Raw genomic sequence first — 24557 nt, forward strand, 5'->3', positions numbered from 1 at the left:
GCGACTATAGCGGGTGTGATTGTGCGGGCTAAAGAACTAAAAAGACTTTGGTTATAGCGCTGCCTGTACCGGCCCTTTCGCGGGGCAGGTGGCATCAGTGCTTGGGAAATAGCGCATTCCCGCAGCGGGAACAGAATGCCGCGCCATGCTCATGGCTCTTTTTGCTGCACGTCGGGCAGTCATGCTGCAGCTGCTCGCCGCGCATGGCATTGGCAAGCTCGGCGGTAAAGATGCCGGTCGGCACGGCGATGATCGAGTAACCGGTAATCATCACCAGCGACGACAGCACCTGCCCCAGCGGCGTCTTCGGCACGATATCGCCAAAGCCCACGGTGGTGAGTGTGACGATGGCCCAATAGATGCCCTTGGGAATGCTGGTAAAGCCATGCTCCGGCCCTTCGATCACGTACATCAAGGTGCCGAACACCGTCACCAGGGTCGACACGCTGACCAGGAACACGATGATCTTCTGCTTGCTGCCGCGTAGCGCGTCCAGCAGGTAGTGGGCCTGTTTGAGGTACGGGCTGAGCTTGAGCACGCGAAAGATCCGCAGCATGCGGATGACCCGGATAATCAGCAGGTACTGGGCATCGCTGTAGTACAGCGCGATGATCCCCGGCACGATCGCCAGCAAGTCGACCAGCCCGTAGAAGCTGAAGGCATAGCGCAGGGGCTTGGGCGAGCAGTACAAACGGGTGAGGTATTCGGCCAGGAAGATCGCGGTGAACCCCCATTCGATACCCGCCAGCAGGCCGGCATAGCCCTGGTGCACCTCGTCGATGCTGTCGAGGATGACCGTGATCAGGCTGGCGAGGATGATCAGCAGGAGGATCTTGTCGAAGCGTCGGCCGGCGACGGTGTCGGTCTGGAAGACGATGACGTAAAGCCGCTCGCGCAGGCTCGCAAGGTTGTTCATTGGCTCGTTCCACTGTTGCGATGGGCTGAGCCTAGGGACTGCGATTCAGCTGTGCAAGCGGCGGGTGCGGCCGTGCCGAAGCTGGGCCAGGTGATTGCCCAGGTGCATCAGCCAGCAGGCGGCGACGAAGGGGGCGGTCAGGCCAGGCACCGGCAGCAGCTTGAGCAGCGGTTGCAGCAACAGGGCCAGTGCTATGGCCAGCAACGTCACCCAGGGTTTCTCGCCCTGGCGGCTGAACGCCAGCGCGGCCAGCGCGGCGTTGAAGCCATACAGCCCCAGCCACGCCGCCTGGGCCTGGTCGGCGAGCAGCGCCACGCCGCCGCCAATGGCCGAACCGAGCACGGCCCACATCGCCGCATAGGGGTTGGCGATGAACATCCCGATGATGATCAACAACCCGGCCAGGGGCTGGTCGAGCAGGAAGATCTGCCCCACGCCCCGCGCCAGCGCATACGCAGGTTCCGCCTCGACGAAGCCGCTGGGCGCAGGGCTGGCGAACAGCAGGGCCACCCAGCCCAGTAGCACGAACGGTGCGGTGTAGGCGACCAGCAGTTTGCCGCCGCGCTTGCGCCATTGGTGGGTGATGATGCTCGACAGGCCGCCGGCGGCAATGATCAGTGGCGGCAGGATAGCCGACCAGGGCAGCACGGTGCTGATCAAGATGCCGATCAGCACGCCGTTGTAGCAATACAGCCCAGCCTGGCGGTCGGCGCGGTCGTAGCCGCGGCGCTGCGCGGTGAGCAGGCCGGCGAGGGCGCCGAGCAGGGCGCCGCCGACCAGGTCGGGGGCGGTCAGCAGGATGGCCAGCAGGCAGCACAGGCCGCACAGGGGGTTGCGCAGCAGCAGCACCTGGCTGAAACCGTTGAGCAGCGCCGTGGCCCAGTCGGGGCACGGGTTGACGAAATTTTTGGTGTACATGGGCAGTCAGCAAGGTTGATGGGCGAGCGGTGGGCCTCTTTGGGCCTCGGTTTTCCGCAGTTATGTGAAGCGTCGCCGCCCCTGTGGGAGCGGGCTTGCCCGCGAAGCGGTCAGCAGGTGTAGCCGTGTTGCCTGGGCTGACGCATTCGCGGGCAAGCCCGCTCCCACAGGGGAGGTGCGGGGCTTTAGGCCAGCGTCTCGATGCGCAAGGTATTAGTCGAACCCGGCTTGCCGAAAGGCACACCGGCGGTGATCAGCAGCGTGTCGCCACGGCTGGCCATGCCTTGTGCCTGGGCAATTTCCAGGGCGGTGGTCACCACCTCGTCCACTTGGCGCAGGCGGTCGTTGACCACCGAGTGCACGCCCCAGGCCACGCTCAGGCGCCGCGCGGTCTTGAGGTTCGGCGTAAGGTTCAGGATCGGCGCCCGTGGCCGTTCGCGTGCCGCACGCAACGTCGAGGTGCCCGACTCGCTGTAGTTGACCAGCACCGCCACCGGCAAGATGCCGCTGATGCGGCGGATCGCGCAGCTGATGGCGTCCGACACGGTTGCCTCGGCCTTGGGCCGGCCCACGTCCAGCTGGGCCTGGTAGTCCGGGCCATTCTCCACCTGGCGGATGATCTTGCTCATCATCTGCACCGCTTCGAGCGGGTAGTCACCCGAAGCCGTTTCGGCCGACAGCATCACCGCATCGGCGCCTTCGGCCACGGCATTGGCCACGTCGGTGACCTCGGCACGGGTCGGGGCTGGCGAGAAACGCATGGATTCGAGCATTTGGGTGGCCACCACCACCGGTTTGCCCAGCTGGCGGCAGATGCCGATGATGCGCTTCTGGATTTGCGGCACGCTCTCGGCGGGCACTTCCACACCCAGGTCGCCGCGGGCGACCATGATCGCGTCGGACAACTCGGCAATCGCCTGCAACTGCTCCACCGCCGAAGGCTTCTCGATCTTGGCCATCAGGTAGGCGCGGTCACCAATCAGCTGGCGTGCTTCCTGGATGTCTTCGGGGCGCTGCACGAACGACAGGGCCACCCAGTCCACGCCCAGCTCCAGGCCGAAGTTCAAGTCGCGGCGGTCTTTTTCGGTGAGCGGGGAGAGGTCGAGCACCGCTTGCGGCACGTTGACGCCCTTGCGGTCAGACAGCTCGCCACCGGCCAGTACTTCGGTGTCGATGGCGTCGCTGTGCTTGGCGGTGACCCGCAGGCGCAGCTTGCCGTCGTCCAGCAGCAGGTCCATGCCAGGCTGCAGGGCCGCGATGATTTCCGGGTGCGGCAGGTTGACCCGACGGCTGTCGCCTGGGGTGGTGTCCAGGTCCAGGCGCAGGGCCTGGCCGCGTTGCAGCTGCACCTTGCCTTCGGCGAAGCGGCCCACGCGCAGCTTTGGCCCTTGCAGGTCCATGAGGATGCCCAGCGGGCGGTTCAGCTGCTGCTCGACTTCACGAATCCACTGGTAGCGCAGGGCGTGGTCGGCGTGCTCGCCGTGGCTGAAGTTCAGGCGGAAGATGTTCACGCCCGCTTCGACCAGCTGGCGGATGTCGTTGATGCCTTTGATCGCCGGGCCGAGGGTGGCGAGGATCTTCACTTTTTTATCAGGCGTCATGATTGGGCAGTCTCAAGGATCAGGATGGCGCGGAAGTCGTTGACGTTGGTGCGGGTCGGCTCGGTGACGATCAGCGCGTCGAGGGCGGCGAAGTAGCCATAGCCGTTGTTGTTGTCCAGCTCGTCGCTGGCCGACAGGCCCAGGGCCTCGGCACGGGCGTAGCTGGCCGGGGTCATCACGGCGCCGGCGTTTTCTTCCGAGCCGTCGATGCCGTCGGTGTCACCGGCCAGGGCGTACACGCCCGGCAGGCCCTTGAGGCTTTCGGTCAGGCTGAGCAGGAACTCGGCATTGCGCCCGCCACGGCCATTGCCGCGCACGGTGACGGTGGTTTCGCCTCCCGACAGGATCACGCAAGGCGCCTTCAGCGGCTGGCCGTGCTGGACGATCTGCCGGGCGATGCCAGCGTGCACCTTGGCCACTTCGCGCGATTCACCTTCCAGGTCGCCAAGAATCAGCGGGCTGAAGCCGGCCTGGCGGGCTTTTACCGCGGCAGCCTCCAGCGACTGCTGGGGCTTGGCGATCAGCTGGAAGTGGCTGCGGGCCAGGGCCGGGTCACCGGCCTTGACGGTTTCCGACGCGGGGTTGTTGAGCCAGTCGATCACCGCTTTCGGCGCATCGATGTTGTAGCGCTTGAGGATCGCCAGGGCTTCGGCCGAGGTGCTCGGGTCGGCCACGGTGGGGCCGGAGGCGATGACGGTGGCCAAGTCGCCTGGAACGTCGGAAATTGCATAGGTGTAGACGGTGGCCGGCCAGCAGGCCTTGGCCAGGCGGCCGCCCTTGATCGCCGAGAGGTGCTTGCGCACGCAGTTCATCTCGCCGATGGTGGCGCCGGACTTGAGCAGCGCCTTGTTGATCTGTTGCTTGTCGGCCAGGGTCAGGCCTTCGGCAGGCAGGGCCAGCAGGGCCGAGCCACCGCCGGACAGCAGGAAGATGACGCGGTCCTCTTCGTTGAGGTTGCTGACCAGCTCCAGCACGCGCTTGGCCACGGCCAGGCCGGCGGCGTCGGGGACCGGGTGGGCGGCTTCGACCACCTCGATCTTCTGGCAATTGGCGCCGTGGCCGTAGCGGGTCACGACCAGGCCGGACACATCGCCCTGCCAGCTTTTTTCGACCACTTCAGCCATGGCGGCAGCGGCCTTGCCCGCGCCGATGACGATCACCCGGCCGCTGCGGTCGGCGGGCAGGTAGGGTTCGAGGACTTGGCGCGGGTGGGCGGCGGCGATGGCTGTGTCGAACAGGTCGCGGAGAATTTTTTGCGGATCGACCGACATGGCAGGCTCCCAGTTATTGTTGTTCTGCAGAATCGAAAACGCCCCTGGAACTGCCTCCGTGCAGGCCGAACCAGGGGCGGGTGTTGCTCGGGTTCACCTCATGAACCTGTGGTCGCAGGTTCAGCGGTGTGGGCTTCATCGCGAGCTTTGCTCGCTCCTACCGGCGTTGCGCTGATCCCGTAGGAGCGAGCGCAGCTCGCGATGAGGCCGGTAAGGTCTTACTTGTCGTCGCGGATCGAGAAGTTGGCCATGTGCTCCAGGCCTTTGATCAGCGCCGAGTGGTCCCAGTTGCCGCCGCCCAGGGCCTGGCAGGTGTTGAACACTTGCTGGGCATTGGAGGTGTTGGGCAGGTTGATGCCCAGTTCCTTGGCGCCTTGCAGGGCCAGGTTGAGGTCTTTCTGGTGCAGGTTGATGCGGAAGCCTGGGTCGAAGGTGCCTTTGATCATGCGCTCGGCGTGTACTTCAAGGATCTTCGAGGAGGCGAAGCCGCCCATCAGCGCCTCACGTACCTTGGCCGGGTCCGCGCCGTTCTTGGCGGCGAACAGCAGGGCTTCGGCAACGGCCTGGATGTTCAGGGCGACGATGATCTGGTTGGCGACCTTGGCGGTCTGGCCGTCGCCGTTGCCGCCCACTCGGGTGATGTTCTTGCCCATGGCTTCGAACAGCGGCAGGGTGCGCTCGAAGGCTTTCGGGCAGCCACCGACCATGATGCTCAGGGTCGCAGCCTTGGCACCGACTTCACCGCCAGACACCGGGGCGTCGAGGTAGGCAGCGCCGGTGGCCTTGATTTTCTCGGCAAAGGCTTTGGTGGCGGTAGGGGAGATCGAGCTCATGTCGATCACCACCTTGTTCGGGCCGACACCTTCGGCCACGCCGTTTTCACCGAACAGGACGGCTTCGACCTGCGGGGTGTCCGGCACCATGACGATGATGAACTCGGCTTCCTGGGCCACTTCCTTCGGGTTGGCCAGGGCCACGGCGCCAGCGGCGATCAGGTCGGCCGGAGCGACATCGTGGTGGGTGGAAACGAACAGGCTGTGACCTGCTTTTTGCAGGTTCTGGGCCATGGGCTTGCCCATGATGCCGGTGCCGATGAAACCGATTTTAGCCATGAGAATGTGCCTCTTTTTATTTGTGATATCTCAAGCAAGCATTGGCCCCCTGTGGGAGCGGGCTTGCCCGCGAAGCAGGCACCGCGGTGGATGGCACCGGCTATGCCGGTGTTCGCGGGCAAGCCCGCTCCCACAGTGTCTGGTGTTTTCCTGGGGCTGGTGTTCGGCCCTCAGATCGCGTTGTGCGTTTTCAGCCAGCCCAAGCCCGCTTCGGTGGTGGTCAGCGGCTTGTACTCTGCGCCCACCCAGCCCTGGTAGCCGATGCGGTCCAGGTGCTCGAACAGGAAGCGGTAGTTGATCTCGCCGGTGCCTGGCTCGTTGCGGCCCGGGTTGTCGGCCAACTGGATGTGGTTGATCAGTTTCAGGTTGGCTTCCATGGTGCGGGCCAGGTCACCTTCCATGATCTGCATGTGGTAGATGTCGTACTGCAGGAACAGGTTGTCGCTGCCCACCTCGGCCTGGATTTCCAGGGCCTGTTTCGTGGTGTTCAGGTAGAAGCCTGGAATGTCGCGGGTGTTGATCATTTCCATGACCAGGCGAATCCCAGCGGCCTTCAGCTTGTCGGCGGCGTAGCGCAGGTTTTCCACGAAGGTCTTGCGCACGTCGGCGCACTGCAGGCCTTGCGGGCGAATGCCAGCCAGGGCGTTGACCTGGGTGTTGCCCAGCACCTTGGCGTACTCGATGGCCTTGTCGACGCCTGCGCGGAATTCTTCGATGCGGTCGGGGTGGCAGGTGATGCCGCGCTCACCTTTGGCCCAGTCGCCCGCCGGCAGGTTGAACAGCACCTGGGTCAGGCCGTTGGCGTCCAGCTGCTGCTTGATTTCGGCTGCGCTGAAGTCGTACGGGAAGAGGTATTCGACACCGCTGAAACCGGCGTCGGCGGCAGCCTTGAAGCGGGCCAGGAAGTCCTGTTCGGTGAACAGCATGGACAGGTTGGCAGCGAAGCGAGGCATGGTGTGTCTCCTTGCGATGAAGGCCCCCGGCGCCCTCATTCAGGGGCCGGCACGGGGGCGTCAGGCGATCAGTCCAGCAGCGAGATAGCGGTTGGCGCGTCGTTGCCGACCAGGGCCAGGTCTTCGAACTCGTTGACCGCGTTGATCTCGGTGCCCATGGAAATGTTGGTCACGCGTTCGAGGATCACTTCGACCACCACCGGCACGCGGAACTCTTCGGCCATCTTCTGTGCCTTGAGCAGGGCAGGGGCGATTTCTGCCGGCTCGAACACACGGATGGCCTTGCAGCCCAGGCCTTCGACCACGGCAACGTGGTCGACACCGTAGGTGGCAGCGTCGGTCGAGTTGATGTTCTCGAACGCCAGTTGTACACAGTAATCCATGTCGAAGCCACGTTGCGCCTGGCGAATCAGGCCCAGGTAGGCGTTGTTCACCAGCACGTGGACGTACGGCAGGTTGAACTGCGCGCCCACCGCCAGCTCTTCGATCATGAACTGGAAGTCGTAGTCACCCGACAGTGCGACAACCTTGCGTTTCGGGTCGGCCTTGACCACGCCGAGGGCGGCAGGAATGGTCCAGCCCAGCGGGCCGGCCTGGCCGCAGTTGATCCAGTGACGTGGCTTGTACACGTGCAGGAACTGCGCGCCGGCGATCTGCGACAGGCCGATGGTGCTGACGTAGCAGGTGTCTTTGCCGAACACCTGGTTCATCTCTTCGTACACGCGCTGTGGCTTGACTGGCACGTTGTCGAAGTGGGTCTTGCGCTGCAGGCTCGATTTGCGCTGCTGGCAGTCTTCCAGCCAGGCCTTGCGGCATTTGAGCTTGCCGGCGGCTTTCCACTCGCGGGCCACTTCCAGGAACACGTCCAGGGCCTTGCCGGCGTCGGAGACGATACCCAGGTCCGGGGTGAACACGCGGCCGATCTGGGTCGGTTCGATGTCCACGTGCACGAACTTGCGGCCTTCGGTGTACACGTCCACGGAACCGGTGTGGCGGTTGGCCCAGCGGTTGCCGATGCCGAACACCAGGTCGGACTTGAGCAAGGTGGCGTTGCCGTAGCGGTGCGAGGTTTGCAGGCCGACCATGCCGACCATTTGCGCGTGGTCGTCAGGGATGGTGCCCCAGCCCATCAGGGTCGGGATCACCGGCACGCCGGTCAGTTCAGCAAACTCGACCAGTTTGTCGCTGGCGTCGGCGTTGATGATGCCACCACCGGCCACCAGCAGTGGGCGCTCGGCGTCATTGAGCAGGGCCAGGGCTTTTTCCGCCTGCACGCGGGTAGCGGACGGCTTGTTGATTGCCAGTGGCTCGTAGGCGTCGATGTCGAATTCGATTTCGGCCATCTGCACGTCGAACGGCAGGTCGATCAGTACCGGGCCTGGGCGGCCGGTGCGCATTTCATAGAAGGCTTTCTGGAAGGCGTAGGGCACCTGGCCCGGCTCCAGGACGGTGGTTGCCCACTTGGTCACCGGCTTGACGATGTTGGTGATGTCGACGGCCTGGAAGTCTTCCTTGTGCAGGCGTGCACGTGGGGCCTGGCCAGTGATGCAGAGAATCGGGATGGAGTCGGCCGAGGCGCTGTACAGGCCGGTGACCATGTCGGTGCCGGCCGGGCCGGAAGTACCGATGCACACGCCGATGTTGCCTGGGTTGGCGCGGGTGTAGCCCTCGGCCATGTGCGAGGCGCCTTCGACGTGACGAGCGAGGACGTGATCGATGCCACCGACTTTCTTCAGGGCCGAGTACAGCGGGTTGATGGCAGCCCCTGGGATGCCGAACGCGGTATCTACACCTTCACGGCGCATGACCAGAACGGCTGCATCGATTGCTCTCATTTTGCTCATGGTTTGTGCCTCATTGATTTTGTAATTGTATACAACTTTCTTTGTGCCAGAGTGTATTCACGGCTGGCGGCTCAGGTCAATGGGTTTTCATCGGGAGCGCCAGGATTCGTCAGAGCGCCCGAGAAAACGACGATTTGCACGCTCGCATACGATCGTTTCAATTTATTGTATACAAAAACATCTACAGTTGTGTTCTATTGAGTCATCAGATTTCAACTGCCCTCAGGGCTTCTCACAACAAGAAGAGGACCTTTCCATGAACGCTTTGAACCTGAACGTGGCTGTCAGCCTGGTGAACGCCGCGCTGGCAGCGGGCCGCAAGATCAACGCCGCGCCGCTGACCGTGGCGGTGCTGGACGCCGGGGGGCACCTGCTGGCTTTGCAGCGCGAAGACGGCGCCAGTCTGATGCGCCCGCAAGTGGCCACCGGCAAGGCCTGGGGCGCAATTGCCCTGGGCAAGGGCTCGCGTTTGCTGGCGCTGGATGCCCAGCAGCGGCCGGCGTTCTTTGCAGCGCTGAACGGGCTGGGCGAACGGCCGGTAGTGCCGGCGCCGGGTGGCGTGTTGATTCGTGATCGGGATGGGAAAGTGCTGGGTGCGGTGGGGATCAGCGGCGATACGTCGGATATCGACGAGCAGTGCGCGATCAGTGCGATCGAGGAGGTGGGGTTGACGGCGGATGCCGGGGTGGCGGCTTAAGAGCGGGCCGCTTTGCGGCCCAATCGCGACCTTTGGTCGCTCCTACACAAAGGGTGCGTTCCCGGTAGGAGCGACCGCAGGTCGCGATTGCGGCCTGTCAGGCCACTTCAGGCTCACAACCCTTGAGCACCAGGCGGATGATGGTTTCGGCCGCCGCTTCGTAGTCACTGTCGGCCAGCTTGGCCTTGCCGGTGATCACCGAAATCTGCCAGTCGAAATCCGCGTAGGTCTGGGTCGCCGCCCAGATGCTGAACATCAGGTGGTGCGGGTCGACCTTGGCGATCTGCCCGCGCTCGATCCAGCGCTGGATGCAGGTAATGTTGTGGTGCGCCTGGGCGTTCAGCTGCTCGACCTGGTTCGGCGACAGGTGCGGCGCGCCGTGCATGATCTCGCTGGCGAACACCTTCGAGGCGTGGGGCAGGTCGCGGGAGATGCGAATCTTCGAGCGAATGTACGCGCTCAGCACCTCTTTCGGGTCACCGTCGGCGTTGAACGGCGTCGATGCCTGCATGATCGGCGCAATGATGCTTTCCAGAACTTCCCGGTAAAGGTTGTCCTTGGACTTGAAGTAGTAATACACGTTCGGCTTGGGCAGGCCGGCCTTGGCAGCGATGTCGCTGGTCTTGGTGGCGGCGAAACCCTTGTCGGCGAATTCTTCACTGGCTGCGCGCAGGATCAGCTCCTTGTTGCGCTCGCGAATGGTACTCATGGTGCTGGCGGTCCTTTGGCGCTGCGAGCCCGGATGGTAGCACTGAATGGCAGGCTGTCGCTTGCCTGAACGAGACGAGGAAAGGCCGTTGCCCGGTTTGGTACGCTGCTAATGTTTCTAGCGGGTCGGCCTTCGTGGAAGCACAGTCGTGAACAACGGCAAACGGTCAAGGAAAGGACTGCTGATTGGCCTGGGAGGGCTGCTGGTGCTAGGCCTGTTGGCCTGGTGGCTGCTCTCTGGCCCTGCACACCCGCCGCGCCAGGCGGCTCCCGGCGAGCCCGTGACGGCAGTGGCCGTGGCCCTGCAGGACGTGCCGGTGTACATCGATGCGCTGGGCACGGTGACACCGTCGCGCAGTGTCAGCGTTATCACCCAGGTCAATGGCATTCTTGCCACCGTGGAGTTCAGCGAAGGCCAGGCGGTGCGCCAGGGCCAGGTGATCGCCCGCATCGACGACCGCGCGCTGAAGGCGCAGCTGGCCCAGGCGCGTGGGGTACTGGCCCACGACCAGGCCGTGCTGGACAATGCCCGGCGCGACCTGGCGCGCTTTCGCGAGCTGATCAAGGCAGGCTCGGTCAGCCAGCAAACCCTCGACACCCAGGCCTCCACCGTGCAGCAGCAGGCCGGTACGGTGGCTGCCGACCAGGGCGCGGTGCAGAACCTTGAGGTGCAACTGAGCTACTGCACCATCACCTCGCCGGTGGATGGCGTGGTCGGCCTGCGCCAGGTCGACCCGGGCAACTACGTCAGCAGCACCGGCACCACACCCATTGCCGTGATTACCCAGTTGCGCCCGGCGCTGGTGGTGTTCGCCGTGCCCGAGGACGACCTGGGCACGATTCACCAGGCGCAGCTCAAGGGGCCGGTCAGCGTGCTGGCCTACGACCGCGACAAGCGCAGCCTGCTGGCCACCGGTACGTTGCTGGCGCTGGACAACCAGGTTGACGTGACCACCGGCACGGTCAAGGTCAAGGCGCGCTTCGACGATGCCGGCACGGCGCTGTTTCCCAACCAGTTCGTCAACGCCCGGCTCAAGGCCGACACCCTGGCCCAGGCGCCGGTGGTGCCGACGCGGGCGATCCAGCATGGCAGCCAGGGCGATTTCCTGTTCATCGTGCAGGGCAGCAAGGCGCAGTTGCGCCACGTGCGCAGCGGGCCCAGCAGCGGTGATGTCACCGCCATTCTCGATGATGGCGTGCACCCGGGCGAGCAGGTAATTACCGACGGCGCCGACAAGCTCGACGACGGCTCGGCGATCAAGGTGGTGGCGCCATGAGGCGCAGCCAGTGAACATCTCGCGCCCGTTCATCGAGCGGCCGGTCGCCACCTGCCTGCTGATGTGCGCGGTGTTGCTGCTGGGCATGCTCGGCTACCGGCTGTTGCCGGTGTCGGCGTTGCCGCAGGTCGACTACCCGACCATCCAGGTATTCACCCAGTACCCCGGGGCCAGCCCGGAAGTGGTCAGCTCGTCGATCAGTGCGCCGCTGGAGCGCCAGCTGGGTGAAATGCCGGGCCTGCGTTCGATGGCCTCGACTAGCTCCGATGGGGTGTCGGTGGTGACCTTGCAGTTCGACCTGAGCCTGTCGCTGGATGTGGCCGAGCAGGAGGTGCAGGCGGCGATCAATGCCGCCGGCACTTTCCTGCCGGCCAACCTGCCGTACCCGCCGGTGTACAGCAAGGTCAACCCGGCCGATGCGCCCGTGCTGACCTTGTCGCTGACCTCCGATGTGCTGCCGCTGACCAAGGTCCAGGACCTGGCCGACACCCGCCTTGCACAGAAGATCTCGCAGATCACCGGCGTTGGCCTGGTGAGCATCAGCGGCGGGCAGCGCCCGGCCGTGCGCATCGAGGCCAACACCTCGGCGCTGAACAGCCTGGGCCTGTCGCTGGACGACCTGCGCACGGTGCTGGGCAGTGCCAACGTCAACCAGGCCAAGGGCAATATCGACGGGCGCTTCCAGGCCTACTCCATCGGCGCCAACGACCAGTTGCAGAAGCCTGAGGACTACCGCGACCTGGTGATCGCCTACCGCAATGGCGCTGCCATTCGCCTGTCCCAGGTGGCTAGCTCGGTACTTGGCCCGGAAAACCCCCGGCAGGTCGCCTGGACCAACGCCACCCCGGCCATCGTGCTGAATATCCAGCGCCAACCCGGGGCCAACGTGATCGACGTGGTAGACCGGGTGCAGCACCTGTTGCCGACCTTGCGCGCCGGCCTGCCCGGCACGCTGAAGGTGGCGGTGCTGACCGACCGTACCCAAACCATCCGCGCCTCGGTCAGCGACGTGCAGTTCGAACTGGGCGTGGCGGTGGTGCTGGTGGTGCTGGTGATTCTGCTGTTCCTGCGCAGCCTGTCGGCCACCCTGATTCCGGCACTGACCGTACCCCTGACCCTGGTCGGCACCCTGGCGGTGGTCTACACCCTGGGCTTTTCCCTGAACAACCTGACTTTGATGGCCCTGACCATTTCCATCGGTTTCGTGGTCGACGATGCCATCGTCATGGTCGAGAACATCACCCGTTACCTGGAGGCTGGCGACACGCCCCTGCAGGCTGCGCTAAAGGGTGCCGCGCAGATTGGCTTCACCATCGTCTCGCTGTCGATCGCGTTGATTGCGGTGATGATCCCGCTGCTGTTCATGGGCGATGTGGTGGGCCGGCTGTTCCGGGAGTTCGCCATGACCGTGGCGGTGGCCATCGTGATTTCCGCACTGATCACCCTGAGCCTGACGCCGATGCTGTGCGCGCGCCTGCTGCACCGGCGCCCGCAAGCGCAGCAGCCCGAGCGCTTCAGCCGGGTGGAGAACCGCTACCTGCAGGGCCTGGACTGGGTATTGGCGCACCGCGGCCTGACCCTGCTGTCGGTGCTGCTGACCGGCGCCTTGACCTTGCTGACCCTGTCGGCCATGCCCAAGGGCTTCTTTCCCGAACAGGACACCGGCCTGATCCAGGGGATTTCCCAGGCCGCGCCAACCACCTCGTTCAGCAACATGCAGGCGCAGCAGCAGCGCTTGGTCGCGCGCGTGCTGCGTGACCCGGCGGTGCAAAGCCTGTCATCGTTCGTTGGCATCGACCAGAACAACCCCACGCTCAACCAGGGCAGCCTGCTGATCAACCTCAAGCCTCGCGGCGAGCGTGACAGCGCGGCAGTGGTGATCCGCCGGCTGGCCGATGCCAACGCCGACGATGCCGGTATCCGCCTGTACCTGCATGGCGTGCAGGACCTGACCCTGGATGCCACGGTGTCGACCACCAGCTACCGCCTCGGCCTGCAGGCGGCCGACATGCAAACCCTCGAACGCTGGGCCGCCAAGTTGCTCGCGGCCATCGGCCAGGACCCGATGTTCACCGACGTGCAAAGCCAGGCCCTGCAGTTCGGCAACCAGATCCAGCTGGATTTCGACCGAGCCACTGCGTCACGCCTCGGGGTCACGCCCCAGGCCATCGATGACGTGCTCTACGATGCCTTCGGCCAGCGCCAGGTATCGACCCTGTACACGCAGCTCAACCAGTACCATGTGGTGATGGCCAGCGACCGCCCGCCGCATAACCTGGCCGACCTGCTCACCGGGCTGTACGTGAGCCTGCCGGGCGGTGGCGTGGTGCCGCTGTCGAGCATGGCCCGCCAGCAGGTGCAACGGGTGCCGCTGACGCTCAACCGCCTGGGCCAGTTCCCCTATGCCGACATCGCCTTCAACCTGGCCCCAGGGCAGACGTTGGGCGCGGCGGTGGACCGGCTCAAGGCCATCGAGGCGCAGGCGGGCCTGCCGGCTTCGGTGCAAGTGTCGCTGGAGGGCGCGGCTGCGACCTTTGCCGACTCGCTGGGCAACCAGGCGTTCCTGGTGGCGGCGGCGATCGTCGTGGTGTACCTGATGCTCGGCATCCTCTATGAAAGCTTCGTGCACCCGGTGACCATCCTTTCCACCTTGCTCTCGGCGGCGCTGGGCGCGTTGCTGGCGCTGTGGCTGACCGGCTTGCAGTTCGACATCATCGGCTTGATCGGCATCGTGCTGCTGATTGGTATCGTCATGAAGAACGGCATCATGATGGTCGACTTTGCCCTGGAGCTGCAGCGCCGCGAGGGGGCCGAGCCGTTGCAGGCCATTCGCCGCGCCGCGCAGCTGCGCCTGCGGCCGATCCTGATGACCAGCCTGGCCTCGCTGTTCGGCGCCGTGCCGCTGGCGCTGGGCACTGGGGTCGGCTCCGAGCTGCGCCACCCGCTGGGCATCGCGATCATTGGCGGGTTGCTGTTGAGCCAACTGCTGACGCTGTTCACCACGCCGGTGATCTACCTGGCCATGAACAGTTTGTCGCAGCGCTTCGGCCGGCGCCGGGCGCTGCAGGACGCCAGGCCATGAACCTCAGTGCGCCGTTCATCCAGCGCCCGGTGGCCACGGCGCTGATGGCCCTGGGCCTGGCGCTGTTCGGCAGCCTGGCCTTCACCTTGCTGCCGGTGGCGCCGCTGCCGGAGGTGGACTTCCCCACCATCAGCGTGCGCGCCACGTTGCCCGGCGCCGACCCTTATACCGTGGCCACCTCGGTGGCCACGCCGCTGGAGCGCCAGTTCGGGCAGATTGCCGGGGTTACCCAGATGACCTCGTCCAGCACCCTGGGCGCCACCCGCATCAACCTGCAGTTCGACCTGGACCGCAACATCGACGGCGCGGCCCGCGATGTGCAGGCGGCGATCAATGCGGCGCGCAGCAACCTGCCCAGCGACCTGGTCGGCAACCCCACCTACCGCAAGGTCAACCCAGCCGACTCGCCGATCCTGATTATCGGCCTGACCTCAGACAGCGCCACCCCGGCGCAGATGTACGACGTGGCCTCCACGCTGCTGGAGCAGCGCCTGCTGCAAACCCGCGGCGTCGGTGATGTGACGGTGGGCGGCGGGGCCTTGCCGGCGGTGCGTGTGGAACTCAACCCGGACCGCCTCAACCACTACGGCGTAAGCCTGGAACAGGTGCGCTCGACCCTTGCCAGCGCCAACGTCAACCTGCCCAAGGGGGTGGTCGACCTGGGCGGGCAGAGCCATGTGCTGGCGGCGAACGACCAGTTGTATACCCCCGCTGACTACGCACCGCTGGTGGTCAAGCAAGCTGGCGCCAGCCCGGTGCGCATCGCCGACCTTGGCCAGGTGCGCGAGGACGTCGAGGACCTGCGCAACTTTGGCCTGTTCAATGGCAAGCCTGCGGTGTTGCTAGTGCTGTTCAAGCAGCCGGGGGCCAATGTGATCGACACCGTGAACGCGGTGAAGGCGCAATTGCCGATGCTGCAGGCTTCGATTCCCGCGACCATCAAGCTGAGCGTGCTGATGGACCGCAGCACCACCATTCGCGCCTCCTTGCGCGATGTGGAAATTACCCTGCTGGCGGCGATCCTGCTGGTGACCCTGGTGACCTACGGCTTTTTCCGTGACTGGCGCAGTACCCTGGTGCCGGCCACTGTCGTGCCGCTGTCACTGCTGGGCACCTTTGGCGCCATGTACTTTCTTGGCTATAGCCTGAACAACCTGTCGCTGATGGCGCTGACCATCGCCACTGGCTTCGTGGTAGACGACGCCATCGTCGTGGTCGAGAACATCATGCGCCACCTGGAGCGCGGTGCCTCCCGGCGTGAAGCTGCGCTGGAGGGGGCGCGGGAGGTGGGGTTCACCGTGCTCAGCATCAGCGTGTCGCTGGTGGCGGTGTTCATTCCGCTGCTGCTGATGGGCGGCATCGTCGGCCGCTTGTTTCGCGAGTTTTCCGTTACCTTGTCGCTGTCGATCGTGATTTCCATGCTGGTGTCGCTGACGGTGACGCCGGTGCTGGCCAGCGTGCTGCTGCGCCCGCCGCGTCACACGGTGGAGGCAGATACCCCGGATTCGCGCTTTCACAGGTTCTACGACCGCAGCCTGGCCTGGGTCATCGGCCATTCCCGGCTGATGGGGCTGGTGACCCTGATGGTACTGGTGCTGGCGGTGGTGCTGTACGCCGTGGTGCCCAAGGGGTTCTTCCCGCAGGAAGACAGCGGCCGCCTGAGCGGCACCATCCTGGCCTCCCAGAGTATTTCCTATGCGGCGATGCAGGCAGACTTTCGCGAGATCAACCGCCAGGTGGTGAGCAACCCCAACGTCGCCACCGTGGGCGGCTTCGTCGGTGGCGGCGGCGGTGGCTCCGGGGCGATCAACAGCGCCCAGTTGTTCGTCGCGCTCAAGCCCAAGGGCGAGCGGCAGGTCAGCGCCGACCAGGTGATCGGGCAGATCCGCCACACCCTGGGGGCCATGCCAGGCACCCGCCTGTACCTGCAGTCGGCCCAAGACATCACCGTCGGTGGCCGGCAGAGCGGGGCGCAGTTCCAGTACACCCTGACTGCCGACGACCAGGACAGCCTCGACCTCTGGGTGCCCAAGGTGGTGGCAGCGCTGCGCAGCCTGCCGCAGCTGACCGACGTCAACACCGACCAGCAGAATGCCAGCTTGATGACCCACCTGCAGGTGAACCGCGATGCCGTCTCGCGGCTGGGCGTCAGCCTGTCGGCGGTGGACCAGACCCTGTACGACGCCTTTGGCCAGCGCCAGGTGTCGACCCTGTACCGGGCTGCCAACCAGTACCACGTGGTGATGGGCCTGGCGCCGGCCTATTGGGCCGACCCTGCGGCGCTCAAGGCCATCTACCTGCCCAGCAAGCAGCCTGGCGCGCCGCTGGTGCCGCTGATGGCGGTGGCCAGCCAGTCGCTGGCGCGTACCGCCATCGCCATCAACCACCAGGGCACCTTTCCGGCGGTAACGGCCTCGTTCAACCTGGCGCCGGGGGTGTCCATTGGCCAGGCCACCGCGCTGGTGGACCAGGCCGTTGCCCAGCTGCGCATGCCGGCCAGCGTGGTCGGCGAGTTCGCCGGCACTGCGCAGGTGTTCAAGGCTTCGCTGGCAGGTGAGCCGTTGTTGATCGCGGCGGCGTTGTTGTCGGTGTACATCGTGCTGGGCATTCTGTACGAAAACCTGGTGCACCCGCTGACCATCCTCTCCACCTTGCCGTCGGCGGGGGTGGGGGCCTTGGTGGCGCTGTTGCTGACCGGCACCGAGCTTTCGATCATCGCCTTGGTGGGGGTGATCCTGCTGATCGGTATCGTCAAGAAGAACGCGATCATGATGATCGACTTCGCCCTGCACGAGCGGCGCGCCCAGGGCAGCGATGCCCGCAGCGCCATCCGCCGGGCATGCCTGGTGCGGGTGCGGCCGATTCTGATGACCACCCTGGCGGCGACCCTGGGCGCCTTGCCGCTGGTACTGGGCAATGGCTATGGCGCCGAGTTGCGCCGGCCGCTGGGTATCTCGATCATCGGCGGGCTGTTGTTCAGCCAGCTGCTGACGTTGTACAGCACGCCGGTGATCTACCTGTGGCTGGACCGCCTGGCGGGCCGGCTGGGTAACCGGCACAAGGAGCAAGGCACATGAAGCGGCATGTGATAGGCCTGATGCTGTGCCTGCAATTGGCCGGCTGCATGGTTGGGCCGGACTACCAGCGCCCGGCCATGGCGCTGCCCGAAGGTTTCAAGGAAGGCGCCCAGTGGCAGCGCGCTGCGGCCAACCCGCAAGGGGCGCTGGACAGCCGCTGGTGGCTGGCCTTCGGCGACGCGCAGCTCAACGGCCTGGTGGAGCAGGCGGCCCGGGCCAACCAGTCGATCGTCGCGGCCGAGGCGGCCTGGCGCCAGGCCAAGGCCCAGGTCGACATCAGCCGCGCCGGGTTGTGGCCGACGCTCAGCGCCGGGTTGTCGATGAGCCGTGGCGTGGGCGGCAGCGCGGGTTCGGGGGCTGCCGCTGGCGGCTCAGGTGGTTCGGCTGGGGTGGAGCAAACCGTCAGTGCCACCCTGGGGGCCAGTTGGGAGCCTGATCTCTGGGGCCAGGTACGGCGTACCATCGAGTCGAACAAAGCCCTGGCCGAGGTGTCGGACGCGCAACTGGCCGGTGTGCGCCTGTCGATCGCCAGCAGTGTGGCGAGCAATTACCTCGGGCTGCGCCAGCTGGACCTGGACATCGGCCTGCTCGAACGTCAGCAGCAGCTCAACCAGCAGTTGCTGGACATGACCCAGGCCAGTTTCGTGCAAGGCACGGCGTCCAACGACCAATTGCTGGTGGCCCAGGACCAACTGAGCACGGTGGTCGTCAGCCTGCAGACCGCCCAGCGCAGCCGCGAGCAGTTCGAGCATGCCCTGGCGGTGCTGGTGGGCCAGGCACCGGCGCAGTTCAGTGTGGCGCCCAGGGCCGACTATGCCTTCGCCGTGCCGCGCCCGCCATTGAGCCTGCCCTCGGCATTGCTGCAGCGCCGGCCTGACGTGATCGCCGCCGAGCGCACGGCGGCGGCGGCCAATGCGCGCATCGGCGTGGCCGAGGCTGCGTTTTTCCCCAACCTGGACCTCACGGCTGAAATCGGTTTTCGCGGCAGCGCCCTGGGTGGGCTGTTCAACACGGCCAACCGCATCTGGAGCCTGGGCCCTGCGCTGTCGGCGACCTTGTTCGACGGCGGCGCGCGTGAAGCGGCCCTGCGCCAGGCCTATGCCGGGTACGACCAGGATGTGGCCAACTACCGTGGCACGGTGCTGGCGGCGCTGCAGAATGTCGAGGACAACCTGTCGGCGCTGAACCACCTGCAACGCCAGGCCGACACCTTTGGCCAGATTCACCAGCGCAACCAGCAACTGTTCGCCAGCCAGCAGTCGCAGCAACGGGCTGGGGTGGTGAGCCAGCAGGCGGTGGTTACCCAGCAGTTGCTGTTGCTGCAGAGCGAGCAGAGCCTGCGCGACGCCCAGGGCCAGCAGAGCCAGGCCAGCGTGGCGTTGATCCAGAGCCTGGGCGGTGGCTGGGCACCTTGAGCGGTGCGGGGTATGCTGCGGTTTTTGAACGGCAAGGAAGTATTTACCCATGGCGGCCAGCAGCCTGCTCGTATTGATCGACGATATCGCCACGGTGCTCGACGATGTGTCGGTAATGACCAAGGTCGCGGCGAAGAAAACCGCTGGGGTGCTGGGCGACGACCTGGCACTGAACGCCCAGCAGGTCACCGGTGTGCGCGCTGACCGTGAGCTGCCGGTGGTGTGGGCGGTGTGCAAAGGCTCGCTGATGAACAAGGCGATCCTGGTGCCAGCGGCGCTGCTGATCAGCGCGTTCATTCCCTGGGCCGTGACGCCGCTGCTGATGCTCGGTGGCGCCTACCTGTGTTTCGAAGGCTTCGAGAAGCTGGCGCACAAGTTCCTGCACAGCCAGGAAGAGGATGACGCCCAGCATGCGGCGCGCAAGGAGGCAGTGGCCGATGCCAATGTCGACCTGGTGGCGTTCGAGAAGGCCAAGATCAAGGGCGCGGTGCGCACCGACTTCATTCTTTCGGCAGAAATCATCGCCATTACCCTGGGGATCGTCGCCGAATCGCCGTTGGGCCAGCAGGTGATCGTGCTGTCGGGTATTGCGGTGGTGATGACCATTGGCGTGTATGGCCTGGTGGGTGGGATCGTCAAGCTCGATGACCTGGGGTTGTGGATGACCCAGACGTCTTCAAGGCTGGCCCGTTCGGTAGGCAGCGGCATCTTGCGGGCGGCGCCGTACATGATGAAGGGGTTGTCGGTGGTTGGCACCGCGGCGATGTTCCTGGTGGGCGGCGGCATTCTGGTGCATGGGGTGGCGCCGTTGCATCACGCGGTGGAGGCGTTCAGCGAGGGGCGCGGCGGGGCGTTGACCAGTGGCTTGCTCAATGGCCTGGCTGGGGTGATGGCTGGCGCGGTGGTGCTGGCCGTGGTGGCGGTCGCTGGGAAATTGTGGCGCCTGGTTCGCCCGGCAAATTGAGGGGACAAGCCCCGCAGCTCGAACCTGGTAGGAGCGAGCGTAGCTCGCGATGGGGCGCGCAGCGGCCCCGTTTTTTCCGTTTCGCGGCACAGGATGCCGGGGCTGCTTTGCAGCCCATCGCGAGCTGTGCTCGCTCCTACCAAGTCCAGTGTCAGGGGTGAAAATGCGATTTTCTGTGCGGCTAGCGACGGGCCGCGACATCCTGCTGTTCAGCCTTCCACGCCAGCAGCCCACGGCTGAAGCCATAGGCGGCACTCTGGTAATAGGCGATAGCCCGCCGAACCAGCGGGTTGTCACCGGTCACCGTGGTTTCCCGGCTGTTGCCCAGCGCATCCTCATGCACCCGCATGCCACCGCGGGGGCTGAGGATGGCCAGGTCCTTGCCATCGAACAGCCCCAGGTGCTGGTAGTTACCGATCAGCACACGCGCCGGCAGGGCATCGCCCTTGAGCAAGTCGCGGCCAAAGAAGGTCGAGGTGTAGTCGACGCCAAGCAGGCCCAGCAGGGTCGGCGCCAGGTCGATCTGGCTGGCCAGCTGGTTGTCGTCGCGCGGCGCGATCAGCTTCGGTGCGTAGATGAACAGCGGTATCTGGTAGTTGCTCACCGGCAGGTCCTCCACCCCCGCGCTGCCGGCAGTGTGGTCGGCGACGAAGACGAACAAGGTGTCGTCGAACCACGGCTTGAGCCTGGCGGCCTGCAGGAACTGGGTAATGGCATGGTCGGTGTACTTCACCGCACCTTCGCGGCCATCGCCTGACGGGATGTCGATACGGCCATCGGGGTAGGTATAAGGGCGGTGGTTCGATGTGGTCATCAGTTGCAGGAAGAACGGTTGCTGCCTGGCATGGTCGGCATCGGCCAGCTTCAGTGTTTGCCGGTACAGGTCCTCGTCGGCCATGCCCCAGGCGTTCTTGAAGCTGATGTCCTGGAGTGCTTTAGGGCTGGGCCTTCTGGTGCGTGGCACGGGCGCGTCGGCGCTGTTGCGCTGCGTCACGATGCTGGGTGTAGCGCTACTGGTATGCGCGCTGATGCTGGTGCTGGATATCTGGCGGGTGCTGGAACAACACGAAGTCGAGGGTGCCTTGCTGTGCCTGGGCGTATTGTTGCCGGCTGGGTTGGCGCTGGCCTGGAAGGCAAGTTTAATGGCAAGTAAGTTACAACTTAAAAAGGTGTAAGCAAAGGCTTGCATCGGAGCGTAACAGCACCGTTGGTGAACGGTGCTGTTACGGTTCAGTTCACTTAGAAGTGCACTTTCACCAACAGGCTGGCGGTGTTCTGGTCGGTGGTGAAACCGTCGCTGTCCTTGATGCCGTACTTGTCCTTCCAGTAATCGTATTCGATACCCACGTACAGTTGCTTCTCGCCCAGGTGCAAGGCCTTGCCCAGGTCGTACTTGATCTGCGGGTTGAAGTGCAGGTTGGCGTGGTAGGTGCCGTGGCGGTTTTCGTCGTTGTCCACCACCCAGTCCATGAAGCCATCGATCAGCACGTCGGACGAACCCACGGGGATGGTGTAGGACCATACCGGGGTGATCTGCCAGATGTTCTTGCCGGCGCGGCTGCCATCGGGAATACGGTTGTAGAAGTTCAGCTGGAAGTAGTCGAAGCCTGGGATGGCCAGGTCGAAGCCTGGGCCGATCAGGTACGAATCGACATCACCTTCGCCGAACTCGTACGTGGCGGCCAGCAGCACGTCCTTGACCGGGCCGAACTCCAGCTTCTGGTCGAAGATCTTGCCGAACGACAGGCGCGGGCTGAACTCACCGTAGTAGGTGTTGGGGCCGTTGCTGGCGTCTTTCTTGCCCTGGTAGAAAATCTTGTCGATGAACAGGAAGTTGTCACCGTACTTCCAGGCGTCGGCGTGCTCGAAGGTGAAGGTCTGTTGGGTGTCCGGGTTGACCTTGAAGTTCTTGCCCCACAGGTAGGTCAGGCTGTTGTTCTGCCACTGCAGCAGGTCACCGGCGTAGGTGGTGCCGCAGGCCAGCAGGCCGCCGGCGAGAATCAGGCTGTTGATGGTACGCATTGCGAGTGTCGCTCCCTTGATTGATCTGTTGTCAGCGCTCGTGATGGCGCCTGTTTGTTGTCTTTTGAGTCAGCTTTTTTCGATTGGCCACAGTTTATTGGCAAGCGCTGCGCCAACTTTCCGGGTTAGCTGCAACCTTCCTGCTCGACTCGTTCTGAACGGATGAAAATGGGTATCTCAGGCTGGCAACACGTTGGCCAACCGCCCGAATTCATTGACTGAGCGGTCAGTAAACGCAGGCAGGATCCATCCTGCCCTGATCGAGGGGGCGCGCAGATTACTGGCTTGCGCGCCGCGCCTCAAGTGCTCCTTCCTGGCGCACTGTGATTCAAACCTGGGCGTTCGATCAAGTTTTTAGAAATGGACCTTGATCAACGCACTGGCGACACTCTGGTTACTCTGCAAATTGCCACGGCTGTCGATGCCGTACTTGTCTTTCCAATAGCTGTATTCGAAGCCGACGTAGAGCTGCTTGGCGCCCAGGTTCAGGGCCTTGCCCAGGTCATACTTGACCTGCGGGTTGAAGTGCAGGTTGGCGTGGTAGGTGCCGCGGCTGTTCTGGTCGTTGTCGGTGACCCAGTCCATGTAACCGTCGATCAGAATGTCGGATTTGCCCACTGGTATGGTGTAGGACCAACCGGGGGTGATCTGCCAGACGTCGTCACCGGGGCGGCCGCCTTCGGTGTTGCGCAGGTAGAAGTTCAGGGTGAAATAGTTGAAGCCGGGAATGTCCAGGTCGAAGCCGGGGCCGATCAGGTAGGCCTCGTTGTCGCCTTCGCCGCGCTCGTAGGTCATCGCCAGCAGCACGTCCTTGACCGGGCCGAAGGCCAGCTTGCGGTCGAGGATCTTGCCGAACGACAGGCGTGGGCTGAATTCGCCGTAGTAGGTGTCTTCGCCTTTGCTGCGGTCAGCTTTGCCGTTGTAGAAAATCTTGTCGACGAAGAAGAAGGTGTCGCCGTACTTCCATTTGTTGGCGTGCTCGAAGGTGATGGTCTGCTGGATATCGGGGTTGATCTTGAAGTCCTTGCCGTACAGGTACGTCAGGCTTTCGCCGTGCCACAGCAGCCAATCGCCTGCATGCGCGGGGAGGGTGGCCAGCAGGCTGCTGCCCAGCAGCAGGGATGAGGTGATGCGCTTCATGTTGTGATTCCCGGACTTATTGTTTTTGTTGGCGGTTTTTTCGGCGCGCAGGCGCCCCGAGCGGCCCATTCCGGCGGGTCGACGGTCAAGCGGTTACTGCATGAAGTAAGAAGGGGCGGCAAACGGCGCCGCCCCTGGACGGGCTCAGTGCTCGTGGCAGGCGTCGTTGTGCACGGCGCGCTCGGCACCCCCGAGGATGTTGAACAACACGTTCAGCACCAGGGCACTGATCGTGGCCATGGCGATGCCGCTGTGGGTGATGGGTTCCATCCACTGGGGCATCTGCGAGAAGAACGCCGGCTTCACCACCGGAATCAGGCCAAAGCCTATGCTTACCGCCACCAGCAGCTGGTTGCGGCGGTCGCCGATGTCGGCTTCCTGAAGGATCTTGATGCCGGTGGCGGTGACCATGCCGAACATGGCGATGGACGCGCCGCCCAGTACCGCAGGCGGAATCGAGGCGATCAGGAAGGCCGCCTTGGGCAGCAGGCTGAGCAGGATCAGCAGGCCGCCGGCAGTGACCGTGACATAACGGCAGCGCACACCCGTCATCTGCACCAGGCCAATGTTCTGGGCGAACGAGGAGTGGGTGAAGGTGTTGAAGAACCCGGCGATGAACGATGCACCGGCATCGCACAACAGGCCGCGACGCAGCATCCCGGGGGTAACCTCGCGATCCGTGACCTTGCCCAGGGCCAGGAACATGCCGGTGGACTCGACGAAGATGATCACCACCACCAGGCACATCGACAGGATCGGCGCCAGGCTGAAGGTCGGCATGCCGAAGTGCAGGGGGGTGACCACCTGCAACCACGGCGTTTCGGCCAGCCCCGAGAGGTCGACCATACCGATGGAGCCGGCCAGGATGTAACCCAGGCCCATGCCCACCAGCACCGACACGTTGACCCAGAAGCCGCGCATGAAGCGGTTGATCAACAGGATCACCGCCAGCACCAGGCTGGCCACCAGCAGGTAGATCGGCGAGCCGAAGGTGGTCGCTTGCTGGCCGCCACCGGCCCAATCGACCGCCACCGGGAACAGCGACAGGCCAATGGAGGTGATCACCGTACCGGTGACCAGTGGCGGGAAGAAGCGCACCACCTTGGACATGAACGGCGCGACCAGCATGCCGAAGAACCCGGCAGCGATGGTTGCGCCGAAGATCCCCTGCAGGCCGACGCCGGGCATGCCGGCCATGGCCACCATGCTGCCGACGGCGGCGAAACTGGCACCCATCATCACCGGCATGCGGATTCCGACCGGGCCGATGCCGAACGACTGGATGATGGTAGCGACGCCAGCGACCAGCAGGTCGGCGTTGATCAGGAAAGCGACTTCTTCGCGAGACAACCCGGCGGCCTGGCCGATGATCAGTGGCACGGCAATCGCGCCTCCGTACATCAGCAGCACATGTTGCAGGCCAACCAGGATCAGTTGGAACAGGGACAGAGGCTGTCGCGGCGGCGCAACTGGAATGTACGCCTTGCGGGACTCGGACATGCAGCACCTCGAGTTTTGTTTTTATTCTCGGATCCAAGCGCCGGTTGCAGGCGTCAGGCC

The 24557-nt window shown here is 64.6% G+C and carries 19 protein-coding genes; 7 read left to right on the forward strand and 12 right to left on the reverse strand.

Features of this window, described 5'->3' with window-relative positions; genetic code table 11:
- Nucleotides 1-94 precede the first annotated feature (94 nt).
- From F3J45_RS17690 to gcl, 7 genes are all read right to left on the reverse strand, one after another.
- Nucleotides 95-916, reverse strand: a complete 822-nt coding sequence (locus F3J45_RS17690) for an ion transporter (protein ID WP_167065375.1) — start codon at nt 914-916, stop codon at nt 95-97.
- Nucleotides 917-961: 45 nt separating this feature from the next.
- Nucleotides 962-1834 (reverse strand): urea transporter, encoded by an 873-nt coding sequence (locus tag F3J45_RS17695; RefSeq protein WP_167065379.1) that lies wholly within the window; start codon nt 1832-1834, stop codon nt 962-964.
- A 185-nt stretch (nt 1835-2019) separates the two neighbouring features.
- Nucleotides 2020-3435 carry a pyruvate kinase gene (pyk, locus tag F3J45_RS17700; protein WP_167065383.1) on the reverse strand — a complete coding sequence of 472 codons (1416 nt, stop codon included), beginning with the start codon at nt 3433-3435 and terminating at the stop codon, nt 2020-2022.
- A complete protein-coding gene (locus tag F3J45_RS17705; RefSeq protein ID WP_167065386.1) occupies nt 3432-4706 on the reverse strand; it encodes a glycerate kinase in 1275 nt (424 codons plus the stop codon). Before F3J45_RS17705 ends, pyk begins: the two co-directional genes overlap by 4 nt.
- A 218-nt stretch (nt 4707-4924) precedes the next feature.
- Entirely contained in the window at nt 4925-5818 is an 894-nt protein-coding gene (locus F3J45_RS17710; RefSeq protein WP_167065389.1) for a 2-hydroxy-3-oxopropionate reductase, read from the reverse strand.
- A gap of 170 nt (nt 5819-5988) precedes the next feature.
- Nucleotides 5989-6771 (reverse strand): hydroxypyruvate isomerase, encoded by a 783-nt coding sequence (gene hyi / locus F3J45_RS17715; RefSeq protein WP_167065392.1) that lies wholly within the window; start codon nt 6769-6771, stop codon nt 5989-5991.
- 68 nt (nt 6772-6839) lie between these two features.
- Complete coding sequence (gcl, locus tag F3J45_RS17720; protein WP_159411457.1) at nt 6840-8615, reverse strand: glyoxylate carboligase; 1776 nt, start codon at nt 8613-8615, stop codon at nt 6840-6842.
- 256 nt (nt 8616-8871) lie between these two features.
- On the opposite strand from gcl, the gene F3J45_RS17725 reads away from it, so the two are divergent.
- The gene (locus F3J45_RS17725) at nt 8872-9312 is read left to right on the forward strand and encodes a heme-binding protein (RefSeq protein ID WP_167065395.1); all 441 of its coding nucleotides are present in this window, start codon (nt 8872-8874) and stop codon (nt 9310-9312) included.
- 97 nt (nt 9313-9409) lie between these two features.
- Here the strand turns inward: F3J45_RS17725 and F3J45_RS17730 are convergent, their stop codons facing one another.
- Entirely contained in the window at nt 9410-10021 is a 612-nt protein-coding gene (locus F3J45_RS17730) for a TetR/AcrR family transcriptional regulator (RefSeq protein WP_167065398.1), read from the reverse strand.
- A 148-nt stretch (nt 10022-10169) separates the two neighbouring features.
- Here F3J45_RS17730 and F3J45_RS17735 point away from each other — a divergent pair, with 148 nt between their 5' ends.
- The 5 genes from F3J45_RS17735 to F3J45_RS17755 are packed head-to-tail and all read left to right on the forward strand — an operon-like array spanning nt 10170 to nt 19835.
- Nucleotides 10170-11297 carry an efflux RND transporter periplasmic adaptor subunit gene (locus F3J45_RS17735; RefSeq protein ID WP_167065401.1) on the forward strand — a complete coding sequence of 376 codons (1128 nt, stop codon included), beginning with the start codon at nt 10170-10172 and terminating at the stop codon, nt 11295-11297.
- 10 nt (nt 11298-11307) lie between these two features.
- Nucleotides 11308-14379: an efflux RND transporter permease subunit gene (locus F3J45_RS17740; protein WP_167065405.1), complete on the forward strand. Its 3072-nt coding sequence runs from the start codon at nt 11308-11310 to the stop codon at nt 14377-14379.
- Nucleotides 14376-17456, forward strand: a complete 3081-nt coding sequence (locus F3J45_RS17745) for an efflux RND transporter permease subunit (protein WP_167065408.1) — start codon at nt 14376-14378, stop codon at nt 17454-17456. Before F3J45_RS17740 ends, F3J45_RS17745 begins: the two co-directional genes overlap by 4 nt.
- The gene (locus tag F3J45_RS17750) at nt 17453-18871 is read left to right on the forward strand and encodes an efflux transporter outer membrane subunit (protein WP_167065411.1); all 1419 of its coding nucleotides are present in this window, start codon (nt 17453-17455) and stop codon (nt 18869-18871) included. The genes F3J45_RS17745 and F3J45_RS17750 overlap by 4 nt, the downstream gene beginning before the upstream one ends.
- A gap of 49 nt (nt 18872-18920) precedes the next feature.
- On the forward strand, nt 18921-19835 hold the full coding sequence (locus tag F3J45_RS17755) for a DUF808 domain-containing protein (RefSeq protein WP_167065414.1): 915 nt from the start codon (nt 18921-18923) through the stop codon (nt 19833-19835).
- A gap of 181 nt (nt 19836-20016) precedes the next feature.
- Here F3J45_RS17755 and F3J45_RS17760 read toward each other — a convergent pair whose 3' ends face one another.
- A complete protein-coding gene (locus tag F3J45_RS17760) occupies nt 20017-20733 on the reverse strand; it encodes an LTA synthase family protein (RefSeq protein WP_370526404.1) in 717 nt (238 codons plus the stop codon).
- Between F3J45_RS17760 and F3J45_RS30530 the strand changes: the two genes are divergently transcribed.
- Entirely contained in the window at nt 20732-21010 is a 279-nt protein-coding gene (locus F3J45_RS30530; RefSeq protein WP_167065417.1) for a hypothetical protein, read from the forward strand. The genes F3J45_RS17760 and F3J45_RS30530 overlap by 2 nt on opposite strands.
- A gap of 64 nt (nt 21011-21074) precedes the next feature.
- Here F3J45_RS30530 and F3J45_RS17770 read toward each other — a convergent pair whose 3' ends face one another.
- The 3 genes from F3J45_RS17770 to F3J45_RS17780 all read right to left on the reverse strand — a co-directional run bounded on the left by F3J45_RS17770 (nt 21075) and on the right by F3J45_RS17780 (nt 24497).
- A complete protein-coding gene (locus tag F3J45_RS17770; protein WP_167065420.1) occupies nt 21075-21857 on the reverse strand; it encodes an outer membrane protein OmpK in 783 nt (260 codons plus the stop codon).
- A gap of 354 nt (nt 21858-22211) precedes the next feature.
- Nucleotides 22212-22997, reverse strand: coding sequence for an outer membrane protein OmpK (locus F3J45_RS17775; protein WP_167065423.1), 786 nt, complete (start codon nt 22995-22997; stop codon nt 22212-22214).
- A 144-nt stretch (nt 22998-23141) separates the two neighbouring features.
- Complete coding sequence (locus tag F3J45_RS17780) at nt 23142-24497, reverse strand: nucleobase:cation symporter-2 family protein (protein WP_167065426.1); 1356 nt, start codon at nt 24495-24497, stop codon at nt 23142-23144.
- Between the last annotated feature and the right edge of the window lie 60 nt (nt 24498-24557).

Source organism: Pantoea sp. Ap-967 (assembly GCF_011752565.1).
In the GTDB taxonomy this organism is placed as follows: Bacteria; Pseudomonadota; Gammaproteobacteria; order Pseudomonadales; family Pseudomonadaceae; genus Aquipseudomonas.